The following is a 19,572-nucleotide window of genomic DNA, read 5'->3' as shown; positions in this document are numbered from 1 at the left end:
TTTGCGGGGTTGAATTTTCCGTCCTCACCGCCATCTCTTGGGACAGGTCGTCGTAGGCAAGGTTAAACCGTGCCGCGACACGTCTCCCGGCTGCGACGCCGTCACCAAGAGGTCCCCATGACGTTTGGCCGCCTGTTTTTCGTGATTTTCGCCTTCGCCTTGCTGGAGGTATTGGTCCTGGCCGCGGTGGCCGACGTGATCGGCTGGCCGGTCACCATCATTCTGACGCTGGCCACCGCCATCATTGGCTCCTGGTTGTTCCGCAGCCAGGGTCTGCAAACCTGGACGCGCCTGAATCAGCGCATGCAATCCGGCGAGATGCCCGGCCAGGAGCTGGTGGAAGGTCTGCTGCTGTTGATCGGCGGCGCTTTGCTGATCACCCCCGGTTTTGTCAGTGACATTGTCGGTTTTCTCATGCTGCTGCCGTTCAGCCGCCACCGGCTCGCCGCCATTCTGGTACGTCGGGGCACCCTGCAAACCTTCAGTGGCCGGCAGGGCTCGGCGTTTTTCTATCAGAGCGGGTCCTTCAATGGCGGCCCGTTCGGCCCCGGAGGAGGCCCATTCGGTGGCGGCCGCCCTAATCAGGGCAGCAGTCAGGGCAACGGCGTGGTCATCGATGGCGAGGCCCGGGAAGAACCACAAACCCCCGATCAGTTGGAACGGGACCAGGACCGGCGTTAAGAGCCGGTCTTCTTTAACCGGTAGAAAAGATTTGGCTCGCTGACCAGGTAAAGATCCCCCTGATCATCCATGGTCACCCCTTCCAGTTGCGGCGCGTCCCGTTGCATATCCTCATTGGCACGCAAAAAGGCCCGGAAACTGACGTAGCGCCCCTCCCGGTCCAGTTCCACCAGGGAATGGGAGCGGTCGCTCAGTAACAGCAGGTGACCGGTGGCGCCGTGGTAAAACACATCCGATAGATCCCGGTTGAACACCAGCCCTTCAATCCAGCTGGTCAGATCACGAATGTGCAAGGACAGGCCTTGCTCCAGACTGGCGCCGAATCCCTCGATGGCGTAGAGCTTCTGCGGGCGGCTTTCCTTCACCACGAACAGCCGATCCCCTTCGGCATCATAGGAAATGCCTTCAAACCCCTTGTTGCCATCTTCTTCCATACCGAGGGACAACGACTGGATTCGCTGCTGGTCCACCGCCGCGCCGGGCTCCGGCATGGCAAACACGCTGAAACGCTGGCGACGTTCATCCACCACCACCACGCGGCCGTCACCCAGTGAAGCGACCCCCTCGATATCACCAAACCCTTCCAACTGATGGCGGTCCAGCACCTCACCCTGTCGATCCAACTCCAGCATCACCGGTGGATCATTGGTCACCGCCAGCAACCGGTCCCGCTCACGGTCATAGCTGATCGCGGAGAGATTGCGACTCACACCGGCAACGGCCTTGCCTTCGATGACTACGCGATATCCTTCCAGCCGCAATCCCTGCCGCGGCCCCTCGATCCGTTCCTTCAGATGGAAAAACAGAGGTTCATACCAATGCTGCCAATACGCCACGCCAGCCATTAGCGCCATCACCAGCGCGCCACCGAGCCACCAGCGCGCCTTTGTGGCGTGCCAGGAACGACGATTAAAGGAAAGTTTCCCCATAAAACACCGCTATCCTACTCATGCCGGAGTGCAAAACCGCGCTCCCGTCAGGACAGGCTTAGAGAGGTGTTTCCGGGGATGGTTCCAGAGCGACGGCGCCTTAGAGTCTGTTCACGATCTTTACGCCACCGCCCGCGTCAACCGCGAGCGGCGGCGTCCTCTTCGGCTTTCATCTTGCGGTATTCAATGGGCGTCATGCCCACCCAACGCTTGAAGGCCCGATAAAAAGTGGAAGGCTCCGAGAATCCCGTCAAATAGACGATCTCGTCGATGGACTCGTCGGTACCGGCCAGCAATCGCTTGGCCAATTTGCAGCGATAGTCCGCCACCAGCTGGTTGAAGTTGGTGCCGGCATCCGCCAGGCGGGTGCGCAGTTGACGCGCCTTGATGCCAAGACGTTCCGCCACTTCTTCCAGATTGGCATGTCCGGATTCCAGCAGCTCGGCGATCAGGCGATTCACCTGAGCCACCAGGTCCTGCTTTTCCAGCCTCGCCACCTGTTCACTGGCAAGCTGCTCGTGCAGACGCAGTAATTCCGGCTCGTGATGAGCCGACGGAAGGGCCATCAGGCGCGCATCGAAGTACACACCAACCGAGTTCATCTCGAACTTCACCGGACAACCGAAGGCCCGTTCGTACTCACTCGGATCGGCGTGGCGCTCATGGGCAAAGTGAATTTCCAGCGGCTCGAAGGCGCCATCGGTGACGAAACGGAAGAATTTGATCACCCCCACCATCACGCATTCATTGAGATGGGCCAGACGCCGGCCCCAGAACGGCTGGCGCAGGAAGGCACGGTCCCCCTCTTCTTCCATCAGCTCCGCCCGGGCGGCATCGGACAGCAAACGCTGATAGTTCAGCGCCCGCCGCAAGCCTTCCCCGAATGAGGGGCTGGAGAGAAACAGGTATTCCAGGACCTGGCCTTTATAGACCGGCATATGTTGGCCCAGGTGCAGACCGATGTGCGGGTCCTTGGAGACCTTTTCCGCGGCCTGCCAGAACCATTCCTGGGCATCATGCGGCGTACGCAGGTCAGGCACCTGGAGAATGGCGCGGTCCACGCCTACTTCAGCAAGAACCGCGTCTGCATCAATGCCTGCGTTGACCATGGCCCGGTAGGCCATGCGCAACAACACGCCGGAGTCGGTAAGCTCTGCCATCCTTTCGCGACTTCCCCGAATTTTTTGGTATCAACGAGCGAGAGTAGCACATGCCCGGGGAGGCCGGAACAGCATCAGCTCACCGCCGCTGCTCCACGGCGGGAAGGCAGCGCCAAACGGTGGATGCGCCGCATCACCGAGCCGAACTGACGGCGCAAACTGCCGGAGTTGTAGTGCAAACCGTACCGCTCGGCGATCTCGCGGACCTTGGGAGCCACCTGCTGGTACCGGTTGGACGGCATATCCGGGAACAGATGATGCTCGATCTGATGGCTGAGGTTGCCGCTGAGTATATGAAACAACCGACCGCCCTCCAGATTGGACGAGCCTAACAGCTGGCGCAGATACCATTGCCCGCGGCTTTCGTCTTCCACCTCTTCCTCGGTGAACATCTCCGCGCGCTCGGTGAAGTGGCCGCAGAAAATAATCAGGTAGGACCACAGATTGCGCAGGATGTTGGCGGTGAAGTTACCGGACAGCACGAACAGGAAAAACGGCCCCGCCAGCAACGGGAACAGCACGTAATCCTTGAGCACCTGACGGCGTACCTTCTTGAGGATCAGTTTCCGCTCCTTACGGTATTGTTCGCGGCTTTTGTCGCCACGGATCACCCGTTCGATTTCCAGATCGTGGAACGCCACCCCCCACTCGAACAGCAGCGCCAGCACCCAGTTATAGATGGGCTGGAACAGATAAGCCGGGTTCCAGCTCTGGTGCTCGGACATACGCATGATGCCATAGCCGACGTCACGGTCCTTGCCCACCACATTGGTGTAGGTGTGATGCATATAATTGTGGGAATGTTTCCATTGCTCGGCCGGGCAGGTGTTATCCCAGTCGTAGTGAGCGGAATCCAGATTCGGATCGCCCAGCCAGTCCCACTGGCCATGCATCACGTTGTGGCCAATCTCCATGTTCTCCAGAATCTTGGAGAGCGCCAACAGACCGGTTCCCGCCAACCATGCCGGCGGCAGAAAGCCGAGGAACAGCAGTCCCCGGCCGGCTACTTCACAGCCTTTCTGGAAGCGCACCACACGGCGGATATAGCGGGCGTCGGCTTCGCCACGGTCCGCCATCACCTGCTGGCGCAGAGCTTCGATTTCCTCGCCGAAAGCATCTACCTGGGAACGGGTCAGGCTGACACCGTCACGTTGAAAGACGATTGGGTCGTGCTCTTGTTGCATTGCGTATCCCATTTGTTCAACTCCTTGTTTTTGCGTCGCTTAGAGCCTGTTCACGATCTTTACGCCGCCGCGCCGGAGTTCATTTTTTCGTCAGGTTGTGATTCCGATTGTGCCGTGTAGTCAATCTACATAAACAAGCGTAATCGCAGCCTGACGGAAAAAGGGGCCCGGCCCTTCGGGTTGCGCTGGAAAAGCCGCCAGACGACGCTGTGGCCTTTGACTTTGGAACCACCAGAGCCTGCAGACCCCAACGCCCTCTGGCGGCTTTTCCAGCGGCAACGCGGTGACGTAAAGATCGTGAACAGGCTCTTACAGCGCCACTTCCACGTCGCCTTCGGCGGCATGGATACAAAGTCTTACCAGTTGGTTGTCCACCGTCCGGCTCTCGCCGGTCTGCAGGTCGCGAACTGAACCGCGTACCGGGCAGCGGCAGGTATGACAAATGCCCATACGGCAACCATGGGCCGGATTCAGCCCGCTGCGCTCGGCGGCCTCCAGCAGGCTTTCACCGCCACCGGCCTCGGTGGTCAGATCACTGCCGGAAAAGCGGATCTGGCCGCCGTTGCCGGCATTCTTGGTCAGCGGCTGGAACCGTTCATGCAACAACGGCGCACGGCCTTCGGCGCGGTGCCATTCACTGACCGCGTCGAGGAAGCCGGCCGGCCCGCAGGCGTAGACCTGACGGTCAGCGGCGTCCGGCACCAGAGCGGCCAGCAACGCGGCGTCAAAGCGGCCCTGTTCATCACCGGGCAGCGGGGCCTGATGCCCCAACACCACACGGGCGTTCAATTGGGAATGGCGTCCCAGTTCCCGCAAGGACTCCAACAAAATCACATCCTCATAACGGCGATCGAAATGCAGCCATTCCACCTGACCGTCAAAGGAGGTGTTTTCCAGGTATCTTGCTATACTGTGAACGGGTGTAATGCCGGAACCGGCGGTCAGGAACAGCAACCGGTCCGGAATTCGGGCCGGCAACAGGAACTCACCGGCGGGCTCGCTGAGCGTCACCACGTCACCCGGGCGCGCGCGCTCAAGCAGATGCTCGGTCACACCGCCGGCCCGGTGACACTTGACGGTGACGGTCAAGGTCCCCGATTGCGGGGCGCTGGACAGGGAAAAGCAGCGCCATTGCCGCGCACCGTTCACGTCGATGCCGAGCATTACATGCTGGCCGGCCTGAAATCCGGGCCACAGACGGTTCGGACGCAACGTCAGGGAAACCGCCCGGCCGGTTTCCCGGTGAACACCGGTGACGCGGGCGCGGATCTCCCGGGCCGAGGCCACCGGGTTGATCAGCGCCAGGTAGTCTTCCGGCTGAAACGGGCTGGTCAGGGCCTGGCCGAGGCGGCCAAACCAGCCCCGACGAGGCTCGATGATGGTCTGCATACGCCATTTCCTATCAATTTTGTGAACAGTTGTACACTTTTTACAGGGAGCCGATTTTATAGTCAACACCTGTTCACAAAAATAATTGTGAACGGAGTTGTCAAGCGCTTTGCTATATCCCGAGGCGGAAATTGAATACCATTGCCGCCGGAGCCCGGGACAAAGCGCAACGACAATACCCAGGCCGCATCACTGCTTCTTGCTTGATTGGTTAGATTTGATTCGTTGGTTAAAACAACAATTCGGGAGACTGTCTGACACATGACCAGAGAAACCGCCCCCCGGGGAAGGAAAGCCAGAAAGGGACGGACTCGCCAGGCGCTGATGGACGCGGCCTTGGATCTGGTGGCGAAAAAGGCCCCCTTTTCTTCCCTCAGCCTCAGGGAAGTGACCAAGAAAGCCGGTGTTGTACCCACCGCGTTTTATCGTCATTTCACCGACATGAGCGCGCTTGGCCTGACCCTGCTGGATGAGTCGTTCCGTACTCTGCGGCAGATGATGCGTGAGGTCCGCCAACATCAACTGCCCAATGAGCAGATGATCCGCGGATCCATGGAGACCTACTTCAATTATGTGCGTAACAATCGCACTTATTTTCTTTTTGTCTCCAAGGAGCTGTACGGGGGCTCCGCCACCATGCGGCAGGCAATCCGGCGGGAAATCCGGCTGTTCGTCAGCGAACTGGCCATGGACATGGCGCGCTTCCCTTTCCTTATCAATGTCAGTTCCCAGGATCTGCAGATGATGGCCACCCTGGTGGTCAACAGCGTGGTGGCGCTAACGCAGGAGATGTTGGAACTGAGCGAGGACGATGAAGCCGGCCAGAACGAAATGCTGATCATGGCGGAGAAACAAGTCCGTCTGATTTATTTCGGCGTGGCCCAATGGCGTTCCGAACCCGACAGGATTGCCTGAGCCGTCGGCGATACGGCCAATCAGCCTCTCCGGCGCTCTGCCTATACTGCCACGACATTGCGCTAAATGTTCGTGGGAGAAGGGTGTCCTTATGAGTGAGGTTCGATTCAAGGAGCTGCGTCACGCGCCGCCCATGGCGGTGAATTTCGCCAAAGCCGTACTGCGTGCGCGGGTGCGCCCGGGCAACGCTCCGGTACTGCCCGACGAGGGGCTGCGGCTCAACGATGTGGCTCAGAAATCTCGCCATTTGGCGGCCTACCGCCAGGTATGCGGTTTCAGCGCCGACGGTCATCTGCCCATCACCTACCCGCACATGCACGCGTTTCCGCTGCACATGGCACTGATCCTGGGTGACGGTTTCCCATTCCCGGCCATGGGACTGGTTCACGTGCGCAACCGCATCACCCAGTTCCGCCCGATCGGAGAACGGGAACAGCTCAATATCAAGTGCTATACCGGCAATCTGACCCAGGTGGAAAAAGGCTACGAGTTCTCCATCTTCACCGTGGTCAGCACCGCCGGTGAGCGGGTCTGGCAGAGTGAATCGGTAAACTTCCATCGCGGCGGCGGCCATGGTGAGAAAAAGTCCCCGGATGCGCAAAGAGATAAGCAAACCACGGCCCCCGCACCGGACCTGATCGAGGAATGGGAAGTCCCCGGCGACACCGGCCGGCGCTACGCCAGCGTCTCCGGCGACCGCAATCCGATTCACCTGTATCCGCTGACCGCCAAGGCCTTCGGCTTCAAGCGCCAGATCGCCCATGGCATGTGGTCCAAGGCACGCTGTCTGGCGGCTTTGCAGCCAGAACTGCCGGAGCAGGCTTTCACCGTGGATGTGCGCTTCAAGCTGCCCATGTTCATCCCCGCCAAGGTCAAGTTTGCCCGTACCCGGCAGAATGACGGACTCGATTTCCAGTTGCTTGCCGCCGACGGCGTCAAGCCCCACTTGAGCGGCAAGGTGCGTCCGGTCAGCGAATGACCGGCGCGCCCTGCCTGCCCAACCCCGGCCCGCCCAAATCCCTATCTGTTCAAACCTATCTGCTAAATTAAAAATGGGCGGTGTACACTGCCGCCCATGACCCGTGATGACACCAACGACTACGCAGCGCTGTTCCTGAACGACACGCCGCTCCTGGATGTCCGCGCCCCGGTGGAATTCGCCCGGGGCGCGTTTCCCCATGCCACCAACCTTCCTCTGATCGACGACCAGGAACGTCATCTGATCGGCCTGCGTTATAAGCAGCAAGGGCAACAGGCGGCCATTGATCTCGGCAATGAGCTGGTCCGTGGCGAGGTCAAGGAGCGCCGTCTGCGCGCCTGGCACGATTGGTGGCGGGCGCACCCCAACGGCTATCTCTATTGTTTTCGTGGCGGCTTGCGCAGCCGCACCACCCAGAACTGGCTGCGTCAGGCCGGTATCGACGCGCCCTTGGTAACCGGTGGCTATAAAGCCCTGCGGCGTTTTCTGTTGGAACACCTGGAACAGCATGTGCTCCAAGGGCCGCTATGGGTGCTCACCGGCCGCACCGGTTGCGGCAAGACCCGCGTCCTGCATCAACTGCACCGGGCGGTGGATCTGGAGGGGCTCGCCCACCATCGCGGCTCCGCCTTCGGCCGCCGGCCCGGCGGGCAGCCGGCGCAGATCGACTTTGAAAACTCCCTGGCCATCCGCTTGCTGAAACTCGGCGACCAGGCGCCGGTGCTGGTGGAGGACGAAGGACGCCTGATCGGCCGGTGCGCGTTGCCACTGTGCTTGAACCAGCGGCTGCGAAGCATGCCGCGCATCGACATCGAAGAGCCGCTGGAAAGCCGGGTGGACGTGATCCTGGAAGACTATGTCCTCACACCGCTGCGGGAGTTTCTCGACGGCCACGACGAGGAGCAGGCCCACGGCCTGTTCGCCGAGCATTTGCTCGGCGCGCTGGACCGCATCCGCAAGCGCCTCGGCGGCGCCCGTCATCAGACCCTGCGCGAAATCATGATCCGGGCACTGGAACAACATCGCCGGGGCGATGGCGGCGATGAGCACCGCCACTGGATCCGAGCCCTGCTAAGCGACTACTACGACCCGATGTATGACTATATGCTCCGCCATCGCCAGGGGCCGGTGTATTTTCGCGGCAACCGCGACCATGTCATCGCCACTCTGCAGGAATGGGAACGCGAAGAGCAGGCACGGCCGGAGGGCCGCTCACGGTGATGACGGCGGTCGCGCATCACGACCTGGTGCTGGTGGGAGGCGGGCACAGCCACGCGCTGGTACTGCGCCGTCTGAGCATGCGGCCGGTGCCGGGGCTGCGCCTCACACTGATTTCCCCCGACAGCCTCACCGCCTACTCCGGTATGCTGCCAGGTATGCTGGCGGGCCATTACCAACGGCATGAAACCCACATTGATCTGAGCCGGCTGAGCCGGGCCGCCGATGCCCGCTGGCTGCCGCAACGCGTGCTTGAGCTGGATCCCGTCCAGCGCCGCTTGCTACTGGATAACGGTGACCAGGTGGAATACGACACACTCAGTCTGGATGTCGGCGCCACCCCGGATCTGGATAGCGTACCCGGGGCCCAGGCCCACGCGGTGCCGGTAAAACCGGTAGCGACTTTCGAGCAGCGCTGGCGCCATCTATTGGCCGACCCAACCGCGGCTCGCCGGGTCGCGGTGGTGGGCGCCGGAGCCGGCGGCACCGAGCTGGCCGCCGCCCTGGCCCAGCGGCTTGGCGCCACCACCGAAATACAATTGATCAGCGCCAGCGAGCTGCTGCCTGGCTACCCGGACCGGGCGCGCTCGCTGATGCGAAAGCGGCTGCTGACCGCCGGCGTCCGCATCGTGGAACAAGCGCCGGTGCAACGGGTCAGCGAAAGACAGCTCCATTACAACGGCCAGCCCCAGGCGGTGGATCTGGTGTTCTGGTGCACCGGCGCCCGGGCGCCGGCCTGGCTCGCCGCCAGCGGCCTGCCCTGCGATGAACGCGGTTTCCTGCGTGTGGACAGCACCCTGACCAGCCTGGGCAGCCCGCACGTTCACGCCGCCGGTGACTGCGCTTCGTTCCCTTCGCCTTTGCCCAAGGCGGGGGTCTACGCGGTGCGTCAGGCACCGGTGCTGGCCGATAATTTACTCGCCGCCACCCGGGGAGGACGCAAACGGCCCTACCGCCCGCAACGGCACTTCCTGTCACTGCTGTCCGCCGGGGCGGGTGATGCGGTGGCCTCCAGACCGCCCTGGCCGGCGCTGGCGGGGCCCTGGATCTGGCGCTGGAAGGATCGCATCGACCGCGCTTTCATGAAGCGCTTTGAGAATCTGCCTGCGCCAATGCCCGCCGCGCCCGCCGACAGCGACGCAATGCACTGCGCCGGCTGTGGTGCCAAGGTTGGCGCCGCCACCCTGAATCACGCTCTCGCTGATCTTCAGACCAGGGTCCGCGATGATATCGAAGCTGGTGTGGCCCAGGGCGATGACGCGGCGGTGATCCGCTGGTCCGGGCAACACCGGCTGGTGCAAAGCGTGGACTATTTCCCGGCCTTCATGGATGAGCCCTACCTGTTTGGCCGGGTGGCCGCCCTGCACAGTCTCAGTGACATCTACGCCATGAACGCCGATCCCCATTCAGCGCTGGCTACTCTGTGCCTGCCCCGCCACCACCCGCGTCTGCAAGGCCGGGACCTGCGGCGCCTGCTGGCCGGAGCGGTGGAAGAGCTGAACCGGGCAAGCTGCACGCTGGTGGGAGGACACACCATCGAAGGGCCGGAAATGGCCGCCGGTTTCACCATCAACGGCGCTCTGACCGCAGCGGCCTGGAGCAAGGAGGGTGCCCGGCCGGGGCAGGTTATGATTGTTACCAAACCACTTGGCATTGGCATTCAACTGGCGGCCTGGATGCGCAACGTCCATCGGGGGCCGGATCTGGACGCTACCCTGGCAACCCTGTTGCAAAGCAACGGCCCGGCCCGTGCCGCGCTGTCCACCCTGCCGCCAAGCGCCTGCACCGACATTACCGGCTTCGGGCTGCTCGGACATCTGTTGGAACTGTGCCAACACAGTCAGGTGAGTGCCCGCATTGATCTGAATACCTTGCCCATACTGCCCGGTACCCTGGCGCACATACGCCAAGGCATTCACAGCACCTTGCGGGACAGCAACGATCAGGTGCTGGGTCATTGCGAGATTGCCCCCGCCCTGCTCGGCCGGCCGGAACTGGTCGCCGCCACCGACCCGCAAACCAGTGGAGGCCTGCTGTTGGCGGTGACCAGGGAGCGCCTCGAAGCCACCCTGGCAGCCCTGCGCGGGGCCGGCGCCGATGCCACCGTGATTGGTGAAACCGTTGTAAAAAATCACGAAGCCGCCGCCACTATCACGCTGCATGAATAGTGTCTCGTGCTACTCTTGAAGCATCATTCAGACAGGGAGCGACAGCCCATGAACAAGCGTCTCACTGGCGTTTTTACCGCCGCCGTTCTGCTCATCACTCAGGCCCTGTTCGTCCCCATGGCTCACGCCGCCATGGTCGGTACCGATACCCTGGTGGCCAGCGAACAACGGGCGGCCATGGAGCAGAAGGTCCTTGCGCTATTGGAGCACAAAGCCGCCGCCAAGGTGTTGGCGGAAAACGGGGTCAGCCCGGAACAAGTAAAGGATCGCCTGGACCGGCTCAGTGATCAGGAACTGACCCAACTGGCCGAACAGGCCGATGAACTGCCCGCCGGTCAAGGCGTGATCGGCGTGATCCTGGCGATCATTCTGATTCTGGTATTGCTCGATCTGCTTGGCGCCACCAACGTGTTCCCGGCCATCCACCCGATCAACTGATCGTGCCCTTTCGCGGACTCATCGCCGGGCTGGTTCTGCTGCTGGCGGGGTGCCAGACACTGCCCCCGCCACAGTCGGCCCGGCAACCCGCCAACCAGCAGTTGGATGTTCCTTTCATTGCCCAGGAAAAATATCAGTGCGGCCCCGCCGCTCTGGGCATGATGCTGCAATGGAACGGCCTGCCCGGCGACGCCGAGGCGCTGGTGGACGAGGTCTGGTTGCCGGAACGCAAAGGCAGCCTGGGTATCGAATTGATGGCCGCCGGCCGCGCCCGCGGTTTGCTGGCATATCCCGTTAACCGGCCGGAAGCGCTGTTCAGTGAGCTGCAGGCGGGCCACCCGGTGCTGATTCTGCAGAACCTGGCACTGAAGCGCTGGCCGCAATGGCACTTCGCCGTGGTCACCGGTTATGGTGATGGCGGCGGCCGGCTGATCCTGCACAGCGGCACCCGCGAAGCCACCACCAGCCACTGGAACCGCTTCATTCGCACCTGGGCACGCGCCGACTATTGGGGCATGGTGCTGCTGCCCGCCGGAGAGCTGCCCGCCAGCGTCCGCCCCGGCCCTCTTCTACACGCTCTTGCCCCACAGAAAAAGGATGCCTTGCGCCATTGGCGGACCGCGGCGTCCCGGTTCCCCGACGACGGCAAGCTCCATTTCGCCTACGCCAACGCGCTGTGGCAGGCGGAGCGCAAAGCCGACGCCCTCGCGGCCTTCGAAAAAACCGTGACACTGTCCCCTTCCCTCGCTCCAGCCTGGAATAACCTGGCCTACGCCCGTCTCGACCAGGGCAACACCGAGGCCGCCCGGGAGGCGGTGTGCCGGGCCCACATGCTGGCGCCGGATGACACCAACATCAAAGGCAGCGTGGCCGAAATCACCGACGGTGCGGGCTGTCCCTAAACAGCGCGCGGGAAATGGCGTCATTTCCGTTTTATCGCTATTGTCTAAGCTCCCGTTCATTCTCTGACAATGGATTACCCGCTTTCCTATGAGACCCGGTCGATCACGGTTACTGCTTTCCCTGCTGCTCTTCTGGATGCTGTGCGGTGTGGCCGCGGCGCAAGGCAGCGGCTTTTCTCTGCCCGGCATCGGTGATCTGGAAAAACAACTTACCGGGGGGGGCGACAACGCCGATACCCAGAAGGAGGGTGAACCGGCACCAGAACGCGCCCTTTTGGAAGAGACGCTGAAGCTGCGCAAGGAAATCGACGCCAATCACGAGCAGATCAAAAAGCTTGAGGAGCAGCAAAACTCGCTGCCGCGGGAGAAAGCCGCGCTTCAGGACGAATTGGAAAAAATTCGCCGCGAGAGCACCGTCGACTGGGCCGAGCACTATCAGAGCCTGTCCATTTCCGCCTTGGCGGAGGAATTGGGACAGAAACTGCAGGCACTGGAGCGCAATCAGGAAAAACTGGCGGACGCGGCCAGTGATGTGACCAGTTCCCAGACCCTGCCGGAACGGGCGCAGAATACCATCAGCGACAGTCTGGCGGAGGCCGATGATATTCGCCGACAGCTGAACCGCCCGTCGGTGGCGGAGGCGCTGAGCGAGGAGGAAGTGCAGAATCTGCAGGTAAAACTGGCGGCGCTGGACTCCCGTATTGAACTGCGCAACCAGGAACTGGCCGTGGCCAGCGCCAACGAGCAGCGCTCCCGCCTGCAGCAACGGGTTCTGGAAGCCGACGCGGAGCTGATCCAGCGACAACTGGATGTTCTGCAACCACTGCTCAACCGGCGGCGCCAACAGCAGCTGCAGGATGAGTTGCAGGCCGCCTCCGTGGACCTGCCCGCCGAAGTGGCCGATCACCCCGAGTTGGCGGCAGCGGAAGAGCGGAACAAGACGCTGCGCAAACAGTTGATTCAGACCAGTGAAGACGTCAATGATCTGCTGCGTGAAAACGTGGCCACCAAGACCCAGTTGGACCGGGTGCGGGCGTTGTCCGCCACGGTCAACGATCAGATCCGCATGCTTGACGGCAGCCTGCTGTTATCGCGGATTCTCTATGAGCAGCAAAAAAATCTACCGGACTTCAAACCCCGGGAAGGGTTGCCCAAGGCCATCGGTGACACCCGTCTGCGCCAGTTTGAAATCGGCCAGCAGCGCCAGCAAACAGAAGCCGCCACCCTCCGCCTGGAAGACCAGGACATCTCTCCGGAGGATCGGGTCGCGCTGCAGGATGCTCTGGGGAGTCTGCATGACATTCATGTGGAACTGCTCAATCAGCTGGACACCGAACTGGGGCGCAAGCTGAATCTGCTGGTCCGGCTGAATCTGGTGCAGGATCAACTGGTGGACGTCTCCCGCAATCTCCACGACACCATCTCTGAACAGACCTTCTGGATGCCCAGCACCCAGCCGATCAATCTGTCCTGGTTGCGCGAGTTCCCGGCCCAGGTCCGGGATCAGATGACGGACATGCCCTGGATGCAGATGGGCCAGGACGCCTCCGCGCTACTGAAAGACAAGTGGCCCTGGCTACTGCTCCCGGCGATCCTGGCCGTCGCCCTGCTGTTCTGGCGCAAACGCCTGCGTACCCGGATCCGCAAACTCAACAGCGATATTGGTTTCCTGCGCCGGGACAGCCAGTTGCATACCCCTCTGGCGATTCTGCTGACCACGCTGATGTGCCTGCCCGGTCCGTTGGTATTGAGTCTGCTGGCCTGGGGTCTCTGGATTCAGCCCGGCACGCTGTCCACCGTGTTGGGCGCCGCGCTGTCAAAAGTGGCGCTGCTATGGCTGGTGTTCGAGATGTGCTATCGGTTGTTGGCCCGGGACGGTATCGCGCAGCGGCATTTCCGCTGGTCCGCCGACGGCAACACCAAGCTGCGTCGGCGGTTATTGGCGGTCGGCTTGGCGATGGTGCCGATGACGCTGATCATTGCTTTCGGCGAGCAGTGGCCGGCCCAGCTCAACAATGATCGTATCGGCCTGGTCATCATGGTGTTCGGGCTGGCGGTAATGGGGGTCATGCTGACCCGGGTAGCCTTGCACTTCCCCATCACCCGCTTCTCCACCGCTTACAAAGCCATGGCGGCGCTGGTGTGCGGCGGCCTGCCCTTCGCCCTGATCGTGGTGATCGGTCTGGGCTACTACTACACCACGGTGCGTTTGTCCGGTCGCATCATCGACAGCTTCTACCTGCTGCTTCTATGGACCCTGATCGACGCGACCGCGGTACGTGGCCTGGCCGTGGCGGCGCAACGGCTGGCCTACAAAAGAGCCTTGGCGCAACGTGACGGCGACGCCAAGGAAACCAGTGTGGAAGGGATCGAGGTGGAAGAACCGCAACTGGATCTGGAGCGGGTCAACCAGCAGTCTCTGCGTCTGATCCGCATGGCCCTGGTGGTGGTATTTGGCCTGCTGTTCTATTGGGTCTGGGCGGACATTCTCAATGCCTTTTCCTATACCGAAAACATTCTGCTGTGGGAAACCACCGAAGGCAGCGGCAACAACGTCACCTCGATCCCGATCAGTCTCGGCGATGTCATGTTCGCTCTGGCCGCCGGCGTGGTCACCATGATGCTCGCCCTCAACCTGCCCGGCCTGTTGGAAGTGCTGCTGCTATCGAGGATGAACCTGAAGCAAGGCAGCAGCTACGCCACCACCACGCTGCTATCCTATGTGATCATCGCCCTGGGCGTCATGGTAGTGCTCGGTTCGCTGGGGCTGACCTGGAACAAACTGCAATGGCTGGTGGCCGCCCTCGGCGTGGGGCTGGGTTTTGGTCTGCAACAGATCTTCGCCAACTTTGTTTCCGGTATCATCATTCTGTTCGAACGGCCGATTCGCATCGGTGACGTGATCACTATCGGTACCTTGTCGGGCACCGTCAGCCGGGTGCGGGTGCGCGCCACCACGGTGATTGATTTCGACCGCAAGGAAATCATCATCCCCAACCAGACCTTCGTTACCGAACAGTTGATTAACTGGTCGTTGAGTGACACGGTAACGCGATTGATCATCACAGTCGGCTTCGCCTACGGTTCGGACCTGAACACCTGTCGTGAGATTCTCCAGACCGTGGCCCGAGACCATCCGAAAGTGATGAAGGACCCGGAGCCGATGATCCTGTTCATGGGCTTCGGCGCCAGCACCCTGGACCATGAGTTGCGGGTTTATGTGAAGGAAATCGGTGACCGCCTGAGCACCACCGACGAACTTAATCGCCGTATCGATCAGTTGTGCCGGGAACAGGACGTGGAAATCGCTTTCAGCCAGATGGACATTCACATTCGCAGTATCAATGGCGGCGAAAACATGACCATCCCCGGCGAGCGCCGCGAATCCGGAAACGGCGACCCGACGACGGACGCCTGAAATCCGGCCTTGGAGACATAAATTCGGCGTCCGCTACGAAGCCGCTGTGGGAAGGCGACCTTTCGCCGGAAGCCCATTCGCTTGCAAGCAAGCTTCCCACGGCGGCTTCGTAGCCCTTTCTGTACCAGCGGTCGACATTGCTGGAGCTCAAAGTGCCGCGGCTCACTCTAAACCACGACTAACCACTCCTCTTCTCTAACAGGAAACCCCATCATGTTTATTCACCGCGGCCTCCATCGCGGGGCTATTGTATTGTCCGGCGGCCCCGGCGCCGGCAAGACCAGTTTGCTCCAGGCCCTGGCCAGGTTTGGTTACCTCACCGTCACCGAATCCGGGCGGGCGGTGATTCGACAACAACGGGCGCTTGCTGGTGATGCCCTGCCCTGGCGAAACCGCCAGGCCTTCGCCGCCGCCATGCTGGACCGGGACCGGCGGCAGTACCGGCGGTACAGCCGCCGTGGCGGACCGGTATTCTTCGACCGGGGTGTGGTGGATGTGCTCGGCTATGCCCGCCTGGAACGGCTGCGGGAGAGCGCCGCCCTGCGCTGGGCCGCGCGGCGCTACCGTTATGCGCCGGAAGTACTGATGCTGCCGCCCTGGCCCGACATCTACCGGCACGACCAGGAACGCAAGCAGACACTGGCGGAAGCCGAGCGCACGTTCCAGGTGTTATGGGACACTTACCTTGACCAGGGCTACCGCCCGCTCCTGGTGCCCCGGGGAACGATAAGAGAACGCCGTGACTGGGTCCTGTCCCATCTCGGTCTGGCTTGCTCCCCCATCCATGACGCACCGGGAAAATGCTAGACTCGCGTTCCCCGACACCACGGTAACCGGACACCATGCCATTGCTGACTCTGCGTGACTTGCAGCTTGATTACGGCGACCAGCCACTATTCGACCATTTGGACCTGACCATCGAGCCCGGCGAACGGCTGTGCCTGGTGGGCCGCAACGGTTCCGGCAAATCCACCCTGCTGAAAGTACTGGATGGGCAGGTGCAGGCGGACGATGGCCAGATCGAGCGCACCCAGGGCCTGGTTGTGGCGCGCCTGGAACAGGAGGTCCCCGAGGATCAGGACCACAGTGTCCAGGAGATGGTGGCCCAGGGTCTCGGCGAGTTGGGCGGCCTGCTGGCCGAGCACGACCGCCTCAGCCACAGGCTCAACGATGGCGACGACGCGGTGATGGCCCGCTTCCAGCAGCTCAGCGACCGTATCGAAAGCGCCGGCGCCTGGCAGCTGTTCCAACGGGTGGAGACGGTGCTCTCCAAGCTGCAACTCGATGGCGAGCAGCGTTTCGCCGGCCTCTCCGGCGGCATGAAGCGCCGCGTTCTGCTGGCCCGTGCGCTGGTGCAGGAACCGGATCTGCTGCTCCTGGACGAACCGACCAACCACCTGGATATCGACTCGATCCGCTGGCTGGAAAGCTTCCTGCGCGACTACCCGGCGACCCTGGTGTTCATCTCCCACGACCGCGCTTTCATTCGCGCCCTGGCCACCCGCATCATCGAGCTGGACCGCGGCCGGCTGACCAGTTGGCCCGGGGATTACGATCGTTATCTGGAAGGCAAGCAGGCGGCCCTGGAAGTGGAAGAAAGAAACCAGGCCGAATTCGACAAGAAGTTGTCCCAGGAAGAACGCTGGATCCGTCAGGGCATCAAGGCCCGGCGCACCCGCAACGAGGGCCGGGTGCGGGCCTTGCAGTCGTTACGTAAAGAGGCTGCGCAGCGACGCCAGCGCCAGGGCACGGCGGCCCTTTCCATCCAGCAGGGCGACCGCTCCGGTAAAACAGTGATCGAAGCGGAACACCTCAGCTATGCGGTGGGCGGACAGACGCTGCTGCGGGACTTCTCGCTGACCCTGCTGCGCGGCGACCGTGTCGGTATTCTCGGCCCCAACGGCTGCGGAAAGTCCACCTTGATCCGTATTCTTCTGGGCCGCTTGGCGCCCGATAGCGGTAGCGTGAAGCAGGGTACCCAATTGAAAGTGGCCTACTTCGATCAATTGCGCGACAGCCTGGACGGCGAAAAAAGCGTGATCGACAACCTGGCGGAAGGCTCCGATGTAGTGGAAGTGGATGGCCGTAAGAAACATGTCATGGGTTACCTGCAGGATTTTCTGTTCGAGCCGGCCCGCGCCCGTCAGCCGGTCAAGTCCCTGTCCGGCGGCGAACGCAACCGCCTGCTGCTGGCCAAGCTGTTCACGCGGCCGTTCAATCTGCTGGTACTGGATGAGCCCACCAACGATCTGGACGTGGAGACCCTGGAATTGCTGGAAGAGCAATTGGTGAATTACCAGGGCACCCTGCTGCTGGTCAGCCATGACCGTGCTTTCATCGACAATGTGGTGACCTCGACACTGGTGTTCGAGGGTGGCGATCCGCACTGGTATGTGGGCGGTTATGAGGACTGGTTGCGGCAACGTCCGGAACCGTCCGCGCCGGAAACCGTCAAACCCGCCAAATCCGCCGCTCGCCCCGAACGCAGTGAAGCGGCGAAACCGGCGCGCAAGAAGCTGAGCTACAAGGAGCAGCTTGAGTTGCGCGATTTGCCGGCTCGCATCGAAGAGCTGGAAGCAGCGCTGGAGGCGCTGCAAAGCACGATGTCGGACCCGGCCTTTTACAAGGAAGCCGCGGAAACCATCGCCGCCGAGCAAAAACGGCTCTCCGAACTGGAACACACGCTGGCCGAAGCCTACGCCCGTTGGGAGGCACTCGACCAGCTCAACAGCTGAGACATCACCATGACCGCACGCTGGTCCCTGACCATCGCCCTGTTGGCCGTCCTGGCGCCCTGGCCGGCCCTGCACGCCAACGAGAGCCCCGTCGACGACACCGAACCCGAGGCGCACGCGGCTCCAGCCAATCCTCCCGCGAAACAGGTGGTCGACGACACGCAGGTGGTCGACACCGTGACCGCCGGCAGCCATGAGCCGCCGGCGCCCTCTTCCACCGAGGAGCCGCCGCCGACGGTGCGGCCGCTATCGCTGCTGGGCCGTAACGTGGTGCCGGGCAGCTTCGCCACGCTGCACTGGACACCGGATCAATCCTTCGCTTCCATCGCCACGCCGGTGCCGGTGCTGGTGGCCCATGGCAAGAAACCCGGCCCGCGCCTGTGCCTGACCGCCGCCGTCCACGGTGACGAGTTGAATGGTATCGAGATGGTGCGCCGTCTGATGTACGACCTGGAGCCGGAAACCCTGTCCGGCACTTTGATCGGCGTGCCCATCGTCAATCTGGAAGGCTTCCGCAACGGCTCGCGCTATCTTTCCGACCGCCGCGATCTCAATCGTCATTTCCCCGGCCGTGGCACCGGCAGCGCCGCCGACCGCGTGGCCCATTCCCTCTATGATCAGATCATCCGGCATTGCGAGTATCTGGTGGACCTGCACACCGGCTCGCTCAAACGCATCAACCAGCCGCAGTTACGCGCCGATTTGAAAAATCCGGATGTTCTGGCTTTCGCCAAGCACTTTGGCGGCATGACCGTGCTGCATGGCCGCGGCGCCCGCGGCACGCTGAGACGGGCGGCGGTGGACGACGGCATCATGGCGGTGACGATGGAGGCCGGCGGTCCCAATCGCCTGGAAGAAGAGGCGGTCAGCTACGGCGTCCAGGCGCTGGAAACCCTGCTGGAAAATCTTGGTATGCGCAAAGCGCGCCGGTTCTGGGGCGCGCCGCAGCCGGTGTTCTATGAATCGCAATGGATCCGCGCCAGTCAGGGCGGCATCCTGCTGTCGGAAGTCAAACTGAATGACAAGGTGAAAAAGGGGCAAATTCTCGGCACCGTCACCGATCCCATCACCAACACCGGCAGCGCCATCATCGCCCCCTACGACGGCCGTATCCTGGGCATGGCCATTAACCAGGTGGTACACGCCGGCTTCGCCGCTTACCGGCTTGGCGAGGAGCAAACCCCGGAGGAGGTGGAGGCCAAGGCCGAGCAGGCGCAAAGCGTGAAGCCCGCCGACGGTGACTCACCGGCGAAAACGGAGCATCCCGAAGCCCCCGCCTCGACGGCGCCGGCGGCCGCGCAAAAACCGGCCGCCACCGACGCCGGGGTGGAGGACGAAGAGCCGGAGGAGCCGGACGACCGCCAGCGGGATTGATCGGCCCAAAGGTCCGGCGGGATGCATTCCGCCGCCGGATCTGCCACCCTAGAGGACTGGTTTTCGTTGTTCGTTCCGCCCC

General features: G+C 62.2%; 15 protein-coding genes. 11 read left to right on the top strand and 4 right to left on the bottom strand.

The window, feature by feature from the left end; translation table 11 throughout:
* Positions 1 to 117: 117 nt before the first annotated feature.
* Positions 118 to 681 (top strand): FxsA family protein, encoded by a 564-nt coding sequence (locus CRO06_RS06290; RefSeq protein WP_022995538.1) that lies wholly within the window; start codon positions 118 to 120, stop codon positions 679 to 681.
* Here CRO06_RS06290 and CRO06_RS06285 read toward each other — a convergent pair.
* From CRO06_RS06285 to CRO06_RS06270, 4 genes are all read right to left on the bottom strand, one after another.
* Positions 678 to 1,610, bottom strand: a complete 933-nt coding sequence (locus tag CRO06_RS06285) for an SdiA-regulated domain-containing protein (RefSeq protein WP_022995537.1) — start codon at positions 1,608 to 1,610, stop codon at positions 678 to 680. The genes CRO06_RS06290 and CRO06_RS06285 overlap by 4 nt on opposite strands.
* A 137-nt stretch (positions 1,611 to 1,747) precedes the next feature.
* Positions 1,748 to 2,770, bottom strand: a complete 1,023-nt coding sequence (locus CRO06_RS06280; protein ID WP_022995536.1) for an AraC family transcriptional regulator — start codon at positions 2,768 to 2,770, stop codon at positions 1,748 to 1,750.
* A gap of 74 nt (positions 2,771 to 2,844) precedes the next feature.
* Complete coding sequence (locus CRO06_RS06275) at positions 2,845 to 3,966, bottom strand: fatty acid desaturase family protein (RefSeq protein WP_031228394.1); 1,122 nt, start codon at positions 3,964 to 3,966, stop codon at positions 2,845 to 2,847.
* Positions 3,967 to 4,263: 297 nt separating this feature from the next.
* Positions 4,264 to 5,343, bottom strand: coding sequence for a ferredoxin reductase (locus CRO06_RS06270; RefSeq protein ID WP_022995534.1), 1,080 nt, complete (start codon positions 5,341 to 5,343; stop codon positions 4,264 to 4,266).
* Positions 5,344 to 5,604: 261 nt separating this feature from the next.
* On the opposite strand from CRO06_RS06270, the gene CRO06_RS06265 reads away from it, so the two are divergent.
* The 10 genes from CRO06_RS06265 (at position 5,605) to CRO06_RS06220 (ending at position 19,490) form a co-directional block, all read left to right on the top strand.
* Positions 5,605 to 6,258 carry a TetR family transcriptional regulator gene (locus CRO06_RS06265; RefSeq protein ID WP_026949003.1) on the top strand — a complete coding sequence of 218 codons (654 nt, stop codon included), beginning with the start codon at positions 5,605 to 5,607 and terminating at the stop codon, positions 6,256 to 6,258.
* A gap of 91 nt (positions 6,259 to 6,349) precedes the next feature.
* Complete coding sequence (locus CRO06_RS06260) at positions 6,350 to 7,237, top strand: MaoC family dehydratase (protein ID WP_055100181.1); 888 nt, start codon at positions 6,350 to 6,352, stop codon at positions 7,235 to 7,237.
* A gap of 96 nt (positions 7,238 to 7,333) precedes the next feature.
* Positions 7,334 to 8,458: a tRNA 2-selenouridine(34) synthase MnmH gene (mnmH, locus tag CRO06_RS06255; RefSeq protein ID WP_097058014.1), complete on the top strand. Its 1,125-nt coding sequence runs from the start codon at positions 7,334 to 7,336 to the stop codon at positions 8,456 to 8,458.
* Complete coding sequence (gene selD, locus CRO06_RS06250; RefSeq protein WP_244902782.1) at positions 8,458 to 10,623, top strand: selenide, water dikinase SelD; 2,166 nt, start codon at positions 8,458 to 8,460, stop codon at positions 10,621 to 10,623. The genes mnmH and selD overlap by 1 nt, the downstream gene beginning before the upstream one ends.
* Before the next feature lie 48 nt (positions 10,624 to 10,671).
* On the top strand, positions 10,672 to 11,061 hold the full coding sequence (locus CRO06_RS06245; RefSeq protein ID WP_026949007.1) for a PA2779 family protein: 390 nt from the start codon (positions 10,672 to 10,674) through the stop codon (positions 11,059 to 11,061).
* 2 nt (positions 11,062 to 11,063) lie between these two features.
* A complete protein-coding gene (locus CRO06_RS06240; RefSeq protein WP_097058012.1) occupies positions 11,064 to 11,963 on the top strand; it encodes a PA2778 family cysteine peptidase in 900 nt (299 codons plus the stop codon).
* 88 nt (positions 11,964 to 12,051) lie between these two features.
* On the top strand, positions 12,052 to 15,381 hold the full coding sequence (gene mscK, locus CRO06_RS06235; RefSeq protein ID WP_097058011.1) for a mechanosensitive channel MscK: 3,330 nt from the start codon (positions 12,052 to 12,054) through the stop codon (positions 15,379 to 15,381).
* 213 nt (positions 15,382 to 15,594) lie between these two features.
* Positions 15,595 to 16,188, top strand: coding sequence for an AAA family ATPase (locus CRO06_RS06230; RefSeq protein WP_097058010.1), 594 nt, complete (start codon positions 15,595 to 15,597; stop codon positions 16,186 to 16,188).
* Between the two features lie 35 nt (positions 16,189 to 16,223).
* Positions 16,224 to 18,116 carry an ATP-binding cassette domain-containing protein gene (locus CRO06_RS06225; RefSeq protein WP_022995525.1) on the top strand — a complete coding sequence of 631 codons (1,893 nt, stop codon included), beginning with the start codon at positions 16,224 to 16,226 and terminating at the stop codon, positions 18,114 to 18,116.
* Positions 18,117 to 18,125: 9 nt separating this feature from the next.
* Positions 18,126 to 19,490 carry a succinylglutamate desuccinylase/aspartoacylase family protein gene (locus tag CRO06_RS06220; RefSeq protein ID WP_097058009.1) on the top strand — a complete coding sequence of 455 codons (1,365 nt, stop codon included), beginning with the start codon at positions 18,126 to 18,128 and terminating at the stop codon, positions 19,488 to 19,490.
* Positions 19,491 to 19,572 lie beyond the last annotated feature (82 nt).

It is taken from the genome of Alloalcanivorax xenomutans, assembly GCF_900217905.1.
Classification (GTDB): Bacteria; Pseudomonadota; Gammaproteobacteria; order Pseudomonadales; family Alcanivoracaceae; genus Alloalcanivorax; species Alloalcanivorax xenomutans.
Note: the sequence above shows the minus strand (reverse complement) of the source record. Positions and strands in the feature narration are given on the sequence as shown.

What these genes read in the sequence shown, in the direction of transcription:
- selD (WP_244902782.1), top strand. Translation starts at nt 8,458, where the DNA reads ATGACGGCGGTCGCGCATCACGACCTGGTGCTGGTGGGAGGCGGGCAC.
- CRO06_RS06265 (WP_026949003.1), top strand. Translation starts at nt 5,605, where the DNA reads ATGACCAGAGAAACCGCCCCCCGGGGAAGGAAAGCCAGAAAGGGACGG.
- CRO06_RS06260 (WP_055100181.1), top strand. Translation starts at nt 6,350, where the DNA reads ATGAGTGAGGTTCGATTCAAGGAGCTGCGTCACGCGCCGCCCATGGCG.
- CRO06_RS06230 (WP_097058010.1), top strand. Translation starts at nt 15,595, where the DNA reads ATGTTTATTCACCGCGGCCTCCATCGCGGGGCTATTGTATTGTCCGGC.
- CRO06_RS06270 (WP_022995534.1), bottom strand. Translation starts at nt 5,343, where the DNA reads ATGCAGACCATCATCGAGCCTCGTCGGGGCTGGTTTGGCCGCCTCGGC.
- CRO06_RS06225 (WP_022995525.1), top strand. Translation starts at nt 16,224, where the DNA reads ATGCCATTGCTGACTCTGCGTGACTTGCAGCTTGATTACGGCGACCAG.
- CRO06_RS06275 (WP_031228394.1), bottom strand. Translation starts at nt 3,966, where the DNA reads ATGGGATACGCAATGCAACAAGAGCACGACCCAATCGTCTTTCAACGT.
- CRO06_RS06290 (WP_022995538.1), top strand. Translation starts at nt 118, where the DNA reads ATGACGTTTGGCCGCCTGTTTTTCGTGATTTTCGCCTTCGCCTTGCTG.
- CRO06_RS06285 (WP_022995537.1), bottom strand. Translation starts at nt 1,610, where the DNA reads ATGGGGAAACTTTCCTTTAATCGTCGTTCCTGGCACGCCACAAAGGCG.
- mscK (WP_097058011.1), top strand. Translation starts at nt 12,052, where the DNA reads ATGAGACCCGGTCGATCACGGTTACTGCTTTCCCTGCTGCTCTTCTGG.
- CRO06_RS06220 (WP_097058009.1), top strand. Translation starts at nt 18,126, where the DNA reads ATGACCGCACGCTGGTCCCTGACCATCGCCCTGTTGGCCGTCCTGGCG.
- mnmH (WP_097058014.1), top strand. Translation starts at nt 7,334, where the DNA reads ATGACCCGTGATGACACCAACGACTACGCAGCGCTGTTCCTGAACGAC.
- CRO06_RS06280 (WP_022995536.1), bottom strand. Translation starts at nt 2,770, where the DNA reads ATGGCAGAGCTTACCGACTCCGGCGTGTTGTTGCGCATGGCCTACCGG.
- CRO06_RS06245 (WP_026949007.1), top strand. Translation starts at nt 10,672, where the DNA reads ATGAACAAGCGTCTCACTGGCGTTTTTACCGCCGCCGTTCTGCTCATC.